This is a genomic window from Chitinophaga sp., from assembly GCF_039596455.1.
Lineage (GTDB): Bacteria > Bacteroidota > Bacteroidia > Chitinophagales > Chitinophagaceae > Chitinophaga.
In genome coordinates this window covers 1-17,666 of record NZ_JBCNJR010000012.1, presented here as the reverse complement: position 1 = coordinate 17,666, position 17,666 = coordinate 1, and the positions used below count along the sequence as shown (strand labels likewise).

The following is a 17,666-nucleotide window of genomic DNA, read 5'->3' as shown; positions in this document are numbered from 1 at the left end:
ATGAAAAGACTATTCTCTTTCACGCATATACTGGCCGCGGCCGCCATACTGGCCCTGGCCGCCGGCTGCCGGAAAAATAACGAGTACCGTAACATGGAGCCCGTGCGGGACGTGAAAATGAGCAGTTACGAATTTCTCAAACAGGCCAACCAGAGCGGCCTGTATGACACGCTCCTCTACCTGCTTGAAAAAACAGGCATAGCCGAGAAACTGAAAACCGGTAACAACACCTTTTTTGCACCGCAGGATTTCAGCATTGCATCCGCCATGGACAACCTCAACTTTATCCGCAAAAAACGCGGAGATGAGCCCAACTGGACGGTAGACAGCGTGAGCACCGGCGTATGGGACACCCTGTTGAACCGCTACCTCGTAGAAGGCAAATACAACCTGGACTCCCTGCGTTATGGGGATGGTGTTACCCTTACAACGCCCTATGGTTATGAAATGAGCGCCAGGGCCATGAGCACCACCGCTTCCGGCATCAGCAACGGCGGCTCCATGGTGATCCAGTTCAGTGACAAGAACAACTCCCGCCTCATCAAGTTCTGGGTGTCTGCCGTTACGGAATCTGCCAATATCCAGACTACCAATGGCATTGTACACATGCTGGAGCCCAAGCACATTTTCGGGTTCTCATCTTTCCTGGGAATGGCTTACCCCGCGCAGCGCTCACCCTATTTCGGCATTCCTTTCCTCATACCCGGCCCCGGCAGTGTAGATATTGCCTACTACGACCGCGGCGGTGAGGGAGTGGCTTACCACGACTTTGAGCCCGCCAACAGGGGCAACGGCAAGTTCCGGTTTGAAGAAGGCGTAGATACGGATGTTTGCACCGAAGGGCCTTACAATATTGGCTACACCTACCCCGGAGAATGGCTGAAGTATACAGTGAAAGTAGAATACTCCGGCCTGTACAGCACCTACGCCCGCGTGGCCACTCCCAACTCAAACTGCATCACGCACCTGGAGGTGGATGACCAGAACGTGACCGGGCTCATCTACCTGAAAAAAGGCACCGGCTACCAGAACTGGGTAACCGTACAGGGAGAAGACACTTATCTCACGGAAGGAGAGCACGTGGTAACCTACTTTGTAGACGCCGCCGGTTTCAACATGGCCCGCTTCGGTTTTGTGCCCAAATTCAGGAAACCCTTTAACGGCACGCGCCTGCAGATACCAGGCACTATTCCCATTGCCGAGTTTGACTGGGGTGGCGAAGGCATCGGTTATAAAGATTCCGACGTGCAGAACAAAGGCAACGCCAAACAGATGATGCGCGCATTTGAAGGCCCTGATGTAGAACAGAACGCCGGCGAAGGCGGGTTTAACATCGGTTACACCGTAGCCGGTGAATGGACTTCATACTCCGTGAACATCCAGAAAACAGGCAAGTACGATATCATTTTCCGCGTGGCTTCCCCGAATACTACCGGCAAGGTGCATGCAGAAATAGACGGTACCAACGTGAGCACTGCGCTCACCGTGCCCAAAACCGGTAACTATACCACCTACACAGACCTGGTGAAGAAAGATGTAACGCTTACCGCAGGCGAGCGCCTGTTGAAAGTAGTGGTGGGTACGGCGGGTTTCAACATCTCCAAAGTGATTTTTGTAGCGAAATAATTTAAACAGCAAACGAAATGAACAGAATAACGATACAAGTCATGGCCTGGTGCTGTGTAGCCTTGCTGGCGGGCTGTTACAAAGACTCCCTGCCGGTAGAAAAGGATTACATGAGCAAAGACATGAACTTCAAGAAAGAGACCTTTGTGGCCAACCTCGGGCGCATGAACGTGTTTGCGGATATCTTCAATGCAGACTATTCCACGCAGCCGCTGCAGTTTGAGCTGCAGTCTCCCCGCATAGACAGCAAAACCCCGGCGCCCGTGCTGCTGGAAGAAGTAGATACCCGCCAGTGGAAACAATACTACAGCGGTACAGAAACCTCCATAGCGGAAATAGAGGCCAAGCGGGTTACCGTGCGCCGCCCCATTCTTGACCTGAACGCCCAGAACGGGCAGCTGGTAGTATGGTCAGCAGATTCTACCAAACTGCCGTATGGCAAATATTTCTTTGACGTAAAGGTGAAGAATGGGGCAGGGGAGCGCCTGTTTCCCGGCCTGATGCTGGACATGCGCCGCCCCCGGCCGTATGAGCCTTACGAGTATGACGATGTTACCGGCATCCGCAAGGCAGACAACGCCGGCGGCATCATCCGCCCCAGCACTCTCACCAATCACAGAGATGCCCAGGGCCGGGAGATCAAGGCGGAAAACGTGCAGGTGTACATCGTGAAAACAGGCAACGCCGCCAACAAGATCACGTTCAAATTCGTAGACAAAGACAGTGTGGGCATTCCCGTTTCCACCTTCAATATACAGCGCTGGGACAGCCTGTATTACAACAGTAAAATGGTTGGCCGCAACATCAAGTTCGGCTTCAACAGGAGCATACCCAAAGACAGCATGTCTGTTACCTATGACATCACCAATCCTTTTCCCGTACTGGCGGAAGCCTTTGCCGGAGACGAGCTGGCGGAGTACATCTTCTCTTACAGCCGTGTGTCTTACGGTTACCGGGTAATTGGCAGAATAGGCCTGAAGTTCAGCATCCATGAACCGGGTGAATGGACGGTGGTGTTCCGCTACATGATCAATCCCAAATTCAGTGATGATTAACGCTCAACTTTTAAATCAGCAAACTATGCATAAATTATACCCCGGAGCAATAAAGCTCTGTATAGCCCTGATGCTTTTTGCCTGCAGTACGGCCTATGCCCAGCAAAAGATCATGGTAAAGGGAAAGGTGACGGATGCCACCTCGCACACAGGCATCCCCGGCGTTAGTATTGTAGACCTGGCCGCCAAAAAAGGCATTGCCGTAACAGACGGCGCCGGTAATTTCTCCGTGGCTATTGAAGAAGGGAAGGTGCTGCTGTTCCGCTTTATCGGTTATGAAGATAAGACGGTAAAGGCCGGCAAACAGGACATCAACGTACAGATGGCCCCGTCTGAAAAAGGCCTGAAAGAAACGGTGATAGTAGGTTACCAGGCGCGTACCAAAGAAACGATGACGGGCGCCTCCAGCCATATCAGCGGCAAGGAGCTGCAAAACGTACCCGTAACCAGCCTGGAACAGCTGCTGCAAGGTAAAGTGGCGGGGATGAACATCCAAAACAATACCGGTGCGCCCGGCTTTGGGGGTACGGTTTCCATCCGCGGTATTTCCCAGCTGAACATATCCGGCAGCGGAGACCAGGCTTTCCTGGCCAGTTCCAACCCCTTGCTGGTGATAGACAATGTGCCGGTAGACTATGACGGCGGTATAGACCAGTCCATGCTGCAGCCCGGCGCCGCCACCGGCCCGCTGGCCCTGCTGCCGCCGGAAGACATTGAGTCCATTGAGGTATTCAAGGATGCGCAGGCCGCTTCCCTCTATGGCTCCCGCGGCGCCAACGGGGTAATTGTAATTACTACCCGCCGCGGCAATTCTCCTGTGCCCATCATCAGCACCAACAACAGCGTGTTCGTAAACGTACCGCCGCAGCTGCGCGCCGTGTGGGGCGGCAACAAGGAAAGGCAGTACCGTATAGACGCCATTTTGGGCTATAGCTATAGCGAACGGGAAGGCCGCCGGGTGCTGGATAATTCCCAGTTCATTTCAGACAGCCTCAATGGTTTTTACAATAACAGTACTGACTGGCAGGGCCTTTTTTATCAGACCACGCTTAATACCAATAACAACCTGCAGATCAGCGGCGGCAATGCCAAAATGAACTACAAGGCCAACCTGGCCTACCAGATGAACCAAGGCGTTATCAAAAACACCGGTTTCAACAAATACACCCTCAACATGCAGCTGAACATGCAGCCCAATACCCGGCTGCGTATGAGCGGCCAGTTGTTTGCGGCTTATGGCCAAAAGCAGCGGGGCAACGGCGGGGGCATCACCGGCAATGGCGCAGGTAATGCTCTTTCATCTTCCCTGCTGCCAGGGCCTTCCCACTTCCTGGAATTTCCGGAGCTGAGGGCGTACCTGGAAAATGTGGATGACAACAATACCGTTAACATCCGCAGTTACCTCAATGTAGACTATGAGCTGTTCCGCGGGCTGCGCCTCACCACCACCACCTCGTACGATTATTATACAGACACGCGTGACCGTTTCAACCGCGGTTTTTCCAACAACAACCAGACTTTGTTGTATGGCTTTGTAGGCCGCAGGGGGGAGCTGAACACCCGCAACGGCCTGGCCTATAATTTCAACAGCAACCGGGAGAACACGGAGAAAGGCCACAACGTGCTGGTCAGCTTCTTCACAGAAGCCAACATCATGGAAAACGAGCAGCACATCCGTGAAATGCGCAACGGGCCGAGTGACTACTATTGGGGGCCCCGCGGTTACTCACCCCGCTTTTACCCCGGTAACCCCTGGAACGATGCCGACCACAAGAACACCAACGGCACGCCGGTGAGCCGCATATATCACGCGCTGTCATACGCCGGTTTTGTGTCGTACAACTATAAAACGAAGTACGTGCTGGACCTGTCTTACCGTGCAGACGGCAACTCCAGCTCCGGGCTCTCCAGCCGCTATTCCATCAACCCCGCTATGGGCGTGCGCTGGAACTTCGGCAAGGAGCATTTCTTTCAAGACCTGAATTTCATAGACTATGGCTCGCTGCGCGGCAGCTACGGCATCAACAGCCGCCCTGTGTCCACCCAGGTGAACGCGCTGGGTATTTACCAGATACATGCGGATTATAACAACCAGACGGCCATCGGCCCTGAGTTCAAGCTGATGCCCAACCCTTACCTGGAATCTGAAAAATCACGCCAGTACGATGTAGGGCTGGATATGAGCTTCTTCAAAGGCCGCTTCACGTTTACGTACGACACCTACTACAAACGTACCTACAACATGGTGATGACCATGCCGCTGACGGATGTAACCGGCTACACCAAAATAGACAAGAACGGTGGGGCGGTTGTGAACTACGGCCACGAGCTGGCCATTACCGTGCGGCCAATTGCCTCTGCCAAGCCGGATGGTTTCCAGTGGACGGTTTCTGCTAACGGCGCCATTGCACGGAATACGCTGATAGCCCTGCCCGGCGGCCTCGAATCTTACCGGTATGACGATGGGGCGCCCTATTATCAGGACATTGCCCGCAAAGTAGGCCGTAACCCGATGGCCAACTACCTCTTTCAAACAAACGGCATTTACCAGTCAGATGACGAGGTGCCGGTAGACCCCGTGCGCGGCGTGCGTTACCGGAACGGCAAGGGCAACACGTCACAGTACTTTATGGCGGGAGACCCCATATGGGTAGATGTAAACGGAGATTACATGCTGTCTGACGACGAAGACAACGTGATTACCGGCAACCCTGAGCCGCGCGCTGTAGGGGGCGTTTCCAACACGTTCAGCTACAAGAATTTTTCCCTGAACATTTTCTGCTCTTTCACCCTCAAGCGTGACATTCTGAACAACGCCATGGCATCCCGCCTGCTGCGCCTCACTGAACCGTACAATATCAACTACGGCGGCGCCATTGGCGGTGCTGTGAATATTTACGACCTGGACCAGCTGAATTACTGGAAGCAGCAGGGTGACCTGGCCGCGCGGTACCCCAATGTATACTACGTATACCGCAACGGGCAGATCCAGCCGTTCCGGATGGACCAGACCATGTTCATGGAAGACGGCTCCTATTTCAAGATCAACCAGGTTACGCTGAACTACAACTTCCGCAACTTCGGTTTCATGAAGAGGGCGGGCATGCGTACGCTGCGCATGTACACCACTGTGTTCAATGTAGCGGTATTGTCCAAATACTCCGGCCCCAACCCTGAAACCGTCAGCCAGCTGGGGAGAGATGACATCACCGGGTACCCTGCATCAAGAAGCTTTACCGTGGGCCTTTCCGCAGAATTTTAAACTAAAAAGACAAACATCGACATGAAACAGTGGTTTAACATATTACTGGCAAGCATCATCCTGGCGGGCACGGCGCTGAGCGGCTGTAAAAAGTTCCTGGAAGTGGAGCCGAGTGACAGGTTTACGGGAGCCGACTTCTGGAAAGACGCCAAAGATGCGGAAATGAGCGTAACCGCCGCCTACAGCCTGCTGCGCGCGCGCATGGCCAGTACGGCCATTTATGCCGGGGGAGACTTCAGGCCCGGCAACTGGAATTTCTGGGCCAAAAGGAACTTCATCGCCCTTTCCACCAACCAGATGCAAAGTGCAGACCTGGGCGCGCAAGATAACCTGGCCGCCCTGCGCAGCAGCTGGAGCGAATTTTACCAGTCCATTGCCATGGCCAACCTTTGCATAGCTAAAATACCGGAGATCGCTGACCCCGCCATGAGCGCCGAGCAGAAAGCCCGGTACACCGGTGAGGCAAGGTTCATCCGCAGCTTCAACTATTATCTGCTGGTCACCTTTTACGGAGACGTACCCCTGCAGTTCGACCCTTATGATACGCGGCTGAAGGCTCGCTCCAACATGCTGAATGTGCTGGACACCTGCCTCATAGATCTGGAGCTGGCCGTGAAAGAGCTGCCCGAGGCCTACACTGACCCCACCAACCGCGCCGTGCGTGCCACAAAAGGGGCCGCGCTGGCACTGATGGCCCACATGTATGCCTGGAAGGCCGGCTTTGATAAGGCGCGCGCCAAAGAATGGTGGCAGAAATGCGCAGATGCCTGCCAGGCCGTTACAGATTTGCGGCAGTACCGCCTGATGCCATATGCACCGGAGATCTACAAAGATCTGTTCAAGGGCCGTTCCGAAGAAGGTATCTGGGAACTGAGCATGGATGCCAACTACGGCAACGCATGGGGCGGCTTCATGGCGCAATGGGTGCTTCATCAGCCTGTGCTCGCTACCAGCACCACGCTGTTCGGCGGCCTGGCCAGCGAGATCACCATTAAAAAAGATTTTATTGACCGCCTGTACCCGCCCGGTAAGTCAGATGCGCGTTTCTCCCTCTGGTTTGACGATCCGTATTCCCTGCTGAACCCGCAGTCTTCCATGTTCCTGAAGTATATTCCCTCGGATCCGGGGGTGCGCAGCTTTGACTTCAACATCATGTTCTTCCGCTATGGCGGCGTGCTGTTGCTGCAGGCGGAAGCGCTGGCGGAGCTGGGCGGCAAAGACGTGGAGGCCATTGGCCTGCTGAACGAGATCAGGCGCCGTGCATCCGCGGAAGAATATACCGGCAGCGGGGGAGACGAGCTGAAAGACGCCATCTTCATGGAAAGAACAAAAGAGCTGATGGGAGAAGGGCAGCGGTGGACAGACCTGGTCAGAACAGGCCGTGTGATGGACATGAACGAGTGCGAGAACTATCTCACGCAAGACCAGTTTGACCGCCGCGCATGGACGTGGCCCATTCCCGTGGGCGCCATCCGCACTAATCCTCTCCTTGTTCAAACCCCTTACTGGGTACAATAGAACTTAAAAATGCATTGTATGAAAAAGATATTTCAATGGCCGCTGGCGCTTGTTTGCCTGGTACTGCTCACGCAGGCCTGCAAGAAGGATTATTATGTAGACGGCGGTTTGGCCAACCCTTATTACAACGGCACCATATACGATTACCTGACGGAGAAAACGCTCTACTTCGATACTATTAAACAGATCATTGACCTGGCGGGGCTGAAAGACATGATGACCTCAGACACGGTTACGTTTTTTGCACCAACAGATGATGTGATCCGCGTGGCTATGAACGATCTGAACGGGCAGCGGTACGCTACCATGAAAGACTCGGTAGACATAGAAGACATCGGGGCGGAAGTATGGCGCAAGTTCCTGGGCATGTACATTATGCAGGGCAAGCGGGTGGCCGGCAGCTTTCCGCGGGTGAGCCTGGAAAACAACAACGCCTTTCCCGGCATCAACTACATTATGCTGGACGGGTACATCCTCAACATTGGCCTGGAGTATACCTCTTACAACGGGGTGGAAGCCGTGGGCCCGCGCATCCTGATGGTAACGGATATTACGTATGACCCCACCAATTTCAAGAACAACCCCAAGGTAAAAGTAGTGTCTTCAGACATACAGCCGAAGAACGGGGTGGTACATGCGTTGAGCATATCGCACAACTTCGGTTTCCGCCGGGGAGAATTTGTCCGCATAGCGGGAGATTACTTAAAATCTAAAGAATAATGCACATGAAAAGATCGATATATGCATGCCTGCTGCTGGGCGCTGTAATGGCGGCCTGCACCAAGGATACTGTAAATAGCGGCGGGAAAGGCCCCTATGGAGACCCTGTGCTGCCTGCTATCAATTTTGCGGAAGAGGGTGCCATTATGCCGGCCAAAGGGTATGTGAACGATGAAGTGACACTGAAAGGCAAAGGGTTCCTGGCCGTGAAAGACAAGCTGAACATCCTGTTCAATGGTACCTCCGCACCCATTGTGAAGGTAACAGACTCCACCATCATTGTAAAGGTGCCGGAGCTGGGCAGCAGCGGGGCCGTATCTGCGCAAATAGGGCAGGAGTTCTACTTCGGCCCGTATTTCCCGGTATTCGGCCCTTTCCAGATGGATACCCTGTTCCCCAGCGTACGGGGCGGCAATGATGCTATTTTGAACATTATTCCCGCACCGGGCAACAAATTCCTGATCGGCGGGGAGTTCACCAATTATGACAACTCCACCATTGCAGGCGGCGTAAACCGCTTGGCCCGCATCAACGCCAACGGTACGCTGGACAATACCTTCAAGTACGGTACCGGCAGCGGCCCCTCCGGCCCCATTTACCCGATGGTGTACCTGCCTGAAGAAAACCAGTACCTGGTGGGCGGCATATTTAACTCCTTTGACCAGGTAAGCCATGTGTACAGCATTGCCAGGGTGAATATAAACGGGGGAGTAGACGAGCGTTCCGTAAGCCGCCCCTCCGGCGCCGCCACGCCGGCTTCCGCGCTGGAAGGCGGTTTCCGCGGCAGTGTAGAGCAGCTTTTTGTACAAAAGGATAAAAAGATCATCGCTATCGGCAACTTCCGTTACTATGTAAGGCCCAACTACAACCTGTCTACCGTAGAGCTGGGCGTTGACTCGCTCCACCTGGATTCTACCATGGTGTATCACATTGCCCGCCTTCACCCTGATGGTACGCTGGACTCTTCTTATCACTATGACCTGGCCAATCACATGGGTAAAGTAACGGTGAACGGCACTGTTTATAAGGCCGCGCTGTTGCCGGATGACAAGCTGCTGATAGCCGGCAGCTTCACTACCTATGACGGCCAGAGCGCTTCCCGCATTGCACGGCTGAATACAGACGGCTCGCTTGACCAGAGCTTCAACCCGGGCAGCGGGCCGGACCAGGCCCTCACCGATTTTGTGATACAGCCAGACGGTAAAATTATCTGTTCCGGCAACTTCACAAAGTTCAACGGGGTGAATGCAGGCGGCATTGTGCGGCTCAATACAGATGGCTCGCTTGACCCTTCCTTTAATGTAGGGACCGGCGCGGAGGGTTATGTGAACAAGCTGGGCCTGATACCCGGCGGCAACATCATAGCGGCCGGCTCTTTCCGGAAGTTTGCCGGCGTTACGCGCAGCAACTTTGTAGTGCTCACACCGGAGGGGGCGGTACATAAAACCTATAATACCAATGGCGGCATCACTTTCAGCGGCAACGCCGATTTGGGGCGGGTATGGCAAATGCTGCCCATGCCGGGGCAGCAGGCTATGCTGATAGTGGGTTCTTTCTCGCAGTTTGATTACCGGCAGGCCAACAGGATAGTCAAGTTCGATTATAAATAACAGCTCATAAAAAAACCGTAAGCAATTGCTTACGGTTTTTTGTTATTTGCAGGGCGGTAGTTCCTTCTTTTCCCACCACCACCTCCTTTGTGATGTCTTTTTCCTCCGCCGTTGCCGCCGCCACGGTGGCCGCCACCGCCTCCGCCGCCTTTGCGGCCCTTGGGCTGGTATTCAGGCGCCGGGCCCAGCTCCTGCGGTACAGGCGCTTTGGTCACTTCATGGCCCAGCAGCTGCTCTATGCGGGCAAACCGTTGCTGCTCACGCGGGCTGATGAAGGTATAGGCCGTACCGTCAGACGCGGCACGGGCCGTACGGCCAATGCGGTGTACATAGTCTTCCCCGTCGTTAGGTACGTCAAAATTGATCACCAGGTCTATATCTTCAATGTCTATACCGCGGCTCAGGATGTCTGTAGCTACCAGTATGTTCAGCTTGTGATTGCGGAAGTCAAGCAGGGCCTGTTCCCTTTTGTCCTGCTCCAGGTCTGAATGTATTTCCTCCACGGAAAATTTGGCGCGTTTGAGCACGTGGGTGAGCTGCTTTACGCTTTGTTTGCGGGAGCAGAAAACGATCACGCTTTCCTTTTTCCGGCTGCCGAGAATATGTTTCACCAGCGGCACCTTTTGCTCTTCATGTACCACAAATGCCTCCTGTTTGATCTTTTCCGGCGGTTTGGAAATGGCAATGTTCACCTGCACAGGGTCTTTCAGTATTTTCAGCGCCAGTTTCCGCATCTTGTCAGGCATGGTGGCGGAAAAAAGCAGCGTTTGCCGCTCCTTGGGCAGGTAGGAGATGATCTTTTCGATATCATCGTGAAAGCCCATGTCCAGCATGCGGTCCGCCTCGTCCAGGATGAGATATTTCAGCCCCTGGAGCTTTACATAGCCCATGTTCAGGTGCGCTATCATACGGCCGGGGGTGCATATCACAATATCCGCCCCGGTAGAAAGGGCCTTTTTCTCCGTTGCAAAGGAAGCGCCGTCTCCGCCGCCGTAAACAGCAATAGAGCTGATGTTGGTGAAATAGCTCATCCCTTCCAGGGATTGGGCAATTTGCACCGCCAGCTCGCGGGTAGGCACTATTATCATGGAGTTGATCTGGTGGGCATCGTGCGTATGGGTCAGCAGGTTCTGTATGGTGGGCAGCAGAAAGGCGGCTGTTTTGCCGGTGCCCGTTTGTGCGGATGCTATCAAATCCCTGCCGGATAAAATAATGGGGATCACCTGTTCCTGTACCGGGGTAGCAGTTGTATACCCCATTGCGTCTATACCGTCCAGCAGATCGTCATCGAAATCAAATTCGTCAAAATACAAGGTAAATATATGTTTAAATAATATAGGTAATATGTAAAGATAAAGGATTTCCGCCAGAATGTCTGCCGGTGATCACAATTACCCGATTTTCTGCCAGTTATGCTCCAGGATGTCCCTGACAGAAGTTCGCAGTTCGGCCAGGCGGCTGGGTTTGGTCAGAAAATGCACGGTTCCGCCTTCGGGAGCTATGGCCGGGTCTGGCTGCAGGGAAGTGGTGTAGATGATCACCGGGGTGTCTGCCAGCCGCTCCATTTTCCGGATATGGCGCAGGCACTGCCGGCCGTTCATCAGCGGCATGTTCAGGTCAAGAAAAATGAAATCAGGAACTTCTTCCAGGGGGCTGTCATTCAGCAGGTCAACGGCTTCCACACCGTTCCTGCATTCCTGGAAAATAATGCTTCTGTCATACTCAGAGATGGCTTCTTTCAGAAAATCCCTGTCATCGTTATCATCATCGATAATGAGTACAACTCTAGGTTTCATAGCAGATATGATGGTTTATTAGTTTCAGGAAATCCGGGATGTCTAAAATAACGCTTTTCCCGGAACCGTCCAACAGCCACAGGCCGCTTTCGGCGATTTATGATTTTCTTAACATGGCAAGATCTGCAGATAGTGCTTATTTTTGCGCCCATGCAGCTTTTTCGTTTATGCCTGCCCGTGGCCGCATTGTTATGCCTGCCGCTACAGGACACCATTGCACAGCAAACCCGTATCACCCTGCAATCTGCCGCCCGCTTTGACGGAGATTTTGCGCCCGTGGTGCACCGGGGCCGCAAGGTATTGTTACACCGCTCAGGCCGTATAGTGGTAGACAAGCTGGAGGAAAGCACCCGCAACGGCCGCCATGTTGTGCGCAAAGGCGGTTACGCCGGCGTGATAGACTCTACCGGCAGGGTGATGGTCCCTTTTGAATACGATGAAATAGAGGAGGAATACGACCTGCATTTTTTCCGGCTGAAGAAGAACGGGAAATATGGCCTGGCAGACAGTGCCGGCCGCGTACTGGCCGCCCCGGCCTACAACAGGCTGCACGGCTTGTACACAGGCGCTGTGGCCTTTACACGCGGCTCGCAATACGGCTGGCTGAGCCTGAAAGACGGCAGCGTACACCCTTCGCCATATCCGCTGTCAAAAAGTTATATCCACCCGCAGCTTTTTGTGCAGGAAAGCGGCGAGCTGAGCGGCCTGCTGCACGAGAACGGCGCCCAGGTGGCCCCGGTAAAATATGCCGCGTTCCGCATCTGTTACCCAGGCACCCTCGTGTACATAGAAGGGAACAAGGCCGGTATGATGGGGTTAGATGGCACAACCATCACCCCGCCGCTGTATGACCAGCTGGACTGGTCTGCAGATGACAGCCTGGTGCGTGCCAAACAGGGTGGTAAAACAGGCCTTGTCAGCCCGCAGGGCGTGCTCACCATTCCCGTTCAGTACAATGAGCTGAAGATGTTCACCGCCGGCCAGGCCGTGGCCGTGCTCAATGGAAAATACGGCGTGGTCAGCGTGAACGGCAGGGAGATAGTGCCCCTGCAATACAGCAACGTCACCGCTTTGAACGCGGAGGGTAATGAAATACTCAACTACGCCGTGAAAGAAAAGCTGGCAGACACCTTCCGCGCTTACCGTATTGAAATGGAAGACAAATACGGCCTGCTGGCCTGGAACGGGAAGGAGTTGCTGGAGCCGGTGTATGAAGAAATAGCCATCTCTACCCTGAACGGCCGCGCATATGTATTTGCCCGAAAGGCAGGAAAAACCGGCCTGTACAGCCAGGAAGGGAAGGAGATCATTCCGCCCCGTTACGAGCAGCTGCTGCCGGCCGGCAAAAGCAACGCAGGCTTTACTTATTATGCCACAGACGCCGCCATGCCTTTTGCAGAGCAGATGGTACGTGCCGTGAACGGGAAATACAGCGGTTTTTTCAGTCTAGACGGCAGGGAACTGGTGCCGCCGCGTTATGAGGAAGTGCGCTGGGAAAACAATGGCCTGTTGTTGCTGAAGAACGGAGATACCACTACCATTGCAGATGCCACGGGCCGTATTATTCGCCCGCCGGCATACCGCAAGTATTACTACACCGTGGCTACAGACCGCCTGGTGGAAGCGGGAGACGGCGGTTACCGCCTCACTGACCTTGCAGGCCGGGAACTGTACCGGTGGGAAAGCTGGTCTTTGCGGGACGTGCAGAACAACGTGGGAGACAGCTCCTGCTTCTACGCCGGCCTCATGAAAACAGGCGGCTACGACAACCAGAACCTGTTCATTGACCGCAACGGCAAAGAAGTGCGCTTCTCCGCTTTTACACGGGTAGAGCCATTTTACAAGGGGCTGGCCGTAGCCTTTAAAGAGAACAAGGTAGGTTTCATAGACAGCCTGGGCCGTGAAGTGATACCGGTGAAATATGATGACATCCGCAACCTGGCAGACCACCATAACGAATACAAGAAAGTACGCCTCAATGACCGCTATGGTGTAATAAACCGCTCCGGCAAAACCTTGCTGCCGCCGGAGTATGACAATATTACCCCGGCGGGGGACGGATATTTTATCTTTTCCCTGGATAACAAAACGGGGCTGGCAGACAGCACCGGCAAAATATGCCTGCCCCCGGAATATGATGAACTGGACATGAACACCACCCTTAACTGCCTCACGCTTTGGAAAGGGAGAAAAAGAGGCCTGGCGCACCTTGACGGCAAGATCATCATACCCGCGGAATACGATGAGCTGAGCCCCAACTATGGATGGAACGCCGGTGGCTGGCCCGTAATGGCCAGGAAAGGCAATGCCGTGCTTTACTTTACACAGAACGGCGAAACCCTGCCGGTAACCGCTACTACAGAATGAAACGGATCATACTCCTGTTGCTGGCCCCCCTGGCTGCCGCCGCACAAGAGCCCTCCGGCTCTGTTTTCATGAACGGGTTTGCCCGCATCACACAAAACGGCAAAAGCTGGTATGCAGATACCGCCGGCCGCCATGCCTTTGATGCCGGCACCCCCCTCGGCGCCGCCAACGAAGGCAAAACATTGGTGCGGAAAGGCGCCCATAGCGGCATGCTGGGCCGCAACGGCGAGTGGCTGCTGCCGGCAGCGTTTGACGAGATAGATACGCAGTGGGGAGATCTCTGGAAAGTAAGAAAGCAAGGCAAACAAAGCTGGGCAGATTCCCTGGGCCGCCTGCTGCTGCCCCTGCAATTTGAAGAGGCGGGTTACCTGGACGGGCGCTATTTTGATGTAAAACAAAACGGCCGCTGGGGCATCTACGATGCGCAGGCCAAACAACTCGTTGTACCTGCTGTTTACGAAGGTTTTGATTATTGCGGAGGCTGCGGCCGCAAAGCGGATTACCTGCATGCCAAAAAGAACGGCAAATGGGGGATTATTGATTTTAAAGAGCGGCAGCTGGCGCCTTTTGTATATGACCATGAGCACCACGGCATGCGCAGCGATGCCTGGGTGGCCTCTTTCTCCCGCCAGAAGCAGCCGCTGGTACTGCACTTGCCAACGGGCAAGGAATACCCTGATGGGGAAGTGCTGAACAACGGCATGCTGGTATACCGCCGCAACGGGCTGTACGGCATGGTGAACAGGGCAGGCGTTGAGGTATTGCCGCCGGCCTATGAAACCATCAACGGTGTGGATGCTGATTTTGCGCCGGTTACCGGTTTTATTTCCATGCAGCAGAAAGGGCGCTGGGGCCTTGCAGACAGCAGCGGCCGGATACTGGTGCAGCCGGGGTACGATGAAGCGCTGATGGTGGTGTTTGACAGCCTGTTCATTACCCAAAAGGACGGGCTGCATGTATTGCTGAACGCCGCCGGCAAACACCTGCTGCCGGATGGCATTACAGACCTGGAGCCGCTGAAAGACGAATGTGCGCTGGCTTTCCGGAAAAACGGGAAGTACGGTATATACCATGTGGCCGCCGGCCGCATCACCCCGCCGGTGTATGATGAAGTGGGTGACCTGTATAGCGGCGGAGACTGGCTCAAGACCTGTATAAGGGTGGTGAAAGACGGATGGAGCGGCCTGCTGGGGCCGGATGGCCGGGAAATTGTGCCGCCGCAGTTTGAGGAAGGTTTTGAAGTGGTCAACATGGAAGGCCCGGTACTGGTAAGTGCCAGGAAAGGAAAACGCCGCGCGCTTTTCAACGCCGCCGGCCGTATGATTGCCCCCGCAAAATATTATTCCTTCAGCCAGAATGTAGATAATACCGCCTTCATACGGGTAGCCATGGAAGACGGCGATGGTTTTCGTATGGGCATTATAGATACTACCGGCGCCGTAGTGTGCCCGGTGGAGTATGATGAACTGACCACTCTGGCAGATTCGCTCGTGCTGCTCCGCAAAGGACCGCAGCTGTTCGTGATGAATACGCCCACCGGGGAACGCTACCTGCTGCCTTGCACGGAAGCTGTGCCCACCGGAAACCCTTTGGTATTGACGGTGAAAAACAATGGGTCTTACTACCTGTTTGACCTGCAAAAGCGCAGCGCCATCACACCTGCCTACACTCAGATAGACCGGTTCAACGGTGCGGTGGCCGTTGCCACCCGCGCAGGCAAGACCGGGCTACTGCAAGCCGATGGCCGGCTGGCGCTGCCGCTGGAGCATGATCTTGTTATCAACCTGAAAAACGGTGTGTCACTTGTTGTGAAGGGCAACAGGTACGGTTTTGCAGACAGCAGCGGCAAAATAATAGTGCCGGTTGAATACGATTACGATGCCGCTTCCTACAGCTTCGAATACCAGCGGGGCCCGTACCTGGTGCTCAGGCGCAGCCATGCCGGCGGGTACCTTACGGGCGTTGCCGGCCCCGGCGGCATGGTGCTGCTGCAACCGGAGTATAATGTGGTGTTTTTTGATACGGAATACAAGGGCTTTCTGATGGAGAAAGAAAGACGCTTTGGCCTGGCCGCCGCAGACGGGCGCGTGGTGGTGCCTGTGGAATATGACGACATAGTTCCCCAGGCCATCAACGGCTACAGCGGCAGCTTTACCTACACCTGGCCGCTGCTTTGCAAAAAGAACGGCGGGTGGGTGTATCTCAACAGGAACGGGCAGCCCCTGCCTCTGAAGATCAATGAAGTAGTGCCCTTTGCCACGGGGTTGTGGTAACCTGTATAAACGAGGTAAAATCCGCTTACAGAAAGCGAATTTGCTATGAACATATCAGGGAAATTCTGGCTTAATTAGGATAACTAAAATTCCACTTATGAAAGCCAGATTTACTCCCTGTCTTTTGGCGCTGCTGTGCCTTTTTCTTTCCCGTGCCCATGCCCAGCTGGTATCCCTGCAAAACGGGCAGCTCGTCTACACAAAATACGCTAACCAGGGCCAGGCCAATGCAGACAACCAGATACCTGATTTTTCGAACGCCGGTTACCGCGGCGGCGGCGTAAGACTGCCGGAATTGCCCGTGGCAGACAGCATTTCTCCCGTAGAAGGCAACAACCTGGCCCATATCCAGGCGGCCATAGACCGGGTAAGCGCCTTGCCGGCAGATGCCGACGGCCACCGCGGCGCGGTGTTGCTGAAAGCCGGCGTGTACGTGGTAGACGGTGTACTGCGCATCAGAACAGGCGGCGTGGTGCTGCGCGGAGAAGGCAACGGCCGCAACGGCACCGTGCTCATTGCCGCGCAGAAAACCAATCACAACTTCCTCAACATCCAGGGCAGCGGCAGCGGTTATGGAGAAGTGGCGGGCAGCAAGGTACGCATCACGTCTCCCTACGTAGGCACCGGCGCCAAAACCTTTGAGGTGGCCGCCGGCCACAGTTTTCAGCCGGGCCAGAAAATTGTGCTGCAGAAAACACCTAACGATGCCTGGATAGATACCCTCAACATGCGCCAGTACGGCTGGACGGCCAGCGGCTACAAAACCACCTACGAGCGGGAAGTAGTGGCCGTGAACGGCAACGCCATCACTATCAACATTCCCGTTGTAGACCCTGTTGAAACGGGTTTTGGAGGAGGGGAGGTGTTCCGGTCAAACATCACCGGCCGCATACAGGAGGCTGGCGTGGAAAACCTCCGCATAGAGTCTTATTTTTTGAATGATGAAGATGAAAGCCATGGCTGGATAGCCGTGTATTTCAGTCGCGCGGAGAACTGCTGGATGAAAGACGTGGTAGCCAAATATTTTGGCTACGGCGCCGTGAGCCTCTCCGGGCAAAGCCGCTTCGTTACCGTGCAGGACTGCTCCATGATAGACCCCAAGTCTGTTACCACCGGCGGCAGAAAGTATTCCTTCAACATAGAGGGCAACTCTACCTGCAACCTGGTACAGCGCTGCAATACTTACGGCGGCCGGCACGACCTGGTGAGCGGCTCCAAGGTACCCGGCCCCAACGTGTTTCTCGACTGCGCGTCGGAAAACACCAAAGCAGACATAGGCCCCCATCACCGCTGGTCTACCGGCCAGTTGTACGATAACGTGTACGGCGGACAGATACGCGTGCAGAACCGCGGCGCCTCCGGCACCGGCCACGGCTGGGCCGGGGTGCAAACCCTGTTCTGGAACGTGTATTCCTACCAGAGTGATATAAAGGTGGAAA

General features: G+C 54.6%; 11 protein-coding genes. 9 read left to right on the top strand and 2 right to left on the bottom strand.

Annotated features, from left to right (window positions below):
* From ABDW36_RS24645 to ABDW36_RS24620, 6 genes are read left to right on the top strand one after another with little or no spacing between them, the layout of a single operon-like run.
* Positions 1-1,626 (top strand): carbohydrate-binding protein, encoded by a 1,626-nt coding sequence (locus ABDW36_RS24645; protein WP_343704608.1) that lies wholly within the window; start codon positions 1-3, stop codon positions 1,624-1,626.
* Positions 1,627-1,643: 17 nt separating this feature from the next.
* Entirely contained in the window at positions 1,644-2,681 is a 1,038-nt protein-coding gene (locus tag ABDW36_RS24640; RefSeq protein ID WP_343704607.1) for a DUF5007 domain-containing protein, read from the top strand.
* A gap of 25 nt (positions 2,682-2,706) precedes the next feature.
* On the top strand, positions 2,707-5,943 hold the full coding sequence (locus ABDW36_RS24635; protein ID WP_343704606.1) for a SusC/RagA family TonB-linked outer membrane protein: 3,237 nt from the start codon (positions 2,707-2,709) through the stop codon (positions 5,941-5,943).
* Positions 5,944-5,964: 21 nt separating this feature from the next.
* Positions 5,965-7,461: a RagB/SusD family nutrient uptake outer membrane protein gene (locus ABDW36_RS24630; protein ID WP_343704605.1), complete on the top strand. Its 1,497-nt coding sequence runs from the start codon at positions 5,965-5,967 to the stop codon at positions 7,459-7,461.
* A gap of 18 nt (positions 7,462-7,479) precedes the next feature.
* A complete protein-coding gene (locus ABDW36_RS24625; protein ID WP_343704604.1) occupies positions 7,480-8,181 on the top strand; it encodes a hypothetical protein in 702 nt (233 codons plus the stop codon).
* A 5-nt stretch (positions 8,182-8,186) separates the two neighbouring features.
* Entirely contained in the window at positions 8,187-9,791 is a 1,605-nt protein-coding gene (locus ABDW36_RS24620) for an IPT/TIG domain-containing protein (protein ID WP_343704603.1), read from the top strand.
* Between the two features lie 29 nt (positions 9,792-9,820).
* Here the strand turns inward: ABDW36_RS24620 and ABDW36_RS24615 are convergent, their stop codons facing one another.
* Both ABDW36_RS24615 and ABDW36_RS24610 read right to left on the bottom strand, forming a co-directional pair.
* Positions 9,821-11,104, bottom strand: coding sequence for a DEAD/DEAH box helicase (locus ABDW36_RS24615; RefSeq protein WP_343704602.1), 1,284 nt, complete (start codon positions 11,102-11,104; stop codon positions 9,821-9,823).
* Positions 11,105-11,182: 78 nt separating this feature from the next.
* Complete coding sequence (locus ABDW36_RS24610) at positions 11,183-11,587, bottom strand: response regulator (protein ID WP_343704601.1); 405 nt, start codon at positions 11,585-11,587, stop codon at positions 11,183-11,185.
* A gap of 99 nt (positions 11,588-11,686) precedes the next feature.
* Here ABDW36_RS24610 and ABDW36_RS24605 point away from each other — a divergent pair, with 99 nt between their 5' ends.
* The 3 genes from ABDW36_RS24605 to ABDW36_RS24595 all read left to right on the top strand — a co-directional run.
* A complete protein-coding gene (locus ABDW36_RS24605) occupies positions 11,687-13,954 on the top strand; it encodes a WG repeat-containing protein (RefSeq protein WP_343704600.1) in 2,268 nt (755 codons plus the stop codon).
* Positions 13,951-16,227 carry a WG repeat-containing protein gene (locus ABDW36_RS24600; RefSeq protein WP_343704599.1) on the top strand — a complete coding sequence of 759 codons (2,277 nt, stop codon included), beginning with the start codon at positions 13,951-13,953 and terminating at the stop codon, positions 16,225-16,227. The genes ABDW36_RS24605 and ABDW36_RS24600 overlap by 4 nt, the downstream gene beginning before the upstream one ends.
* A 97-nt stretch (positions 16,228-16,324) precedes the next feature.
* Positions 16,325-17,666, top strand: a 1,342-nt coding sequence (locus ABDW36_RS24595; RefSeq protein ID WP_343704598.1) for a hypothetical protein, incomplete at its 3' end; no start/stop codon positions are given.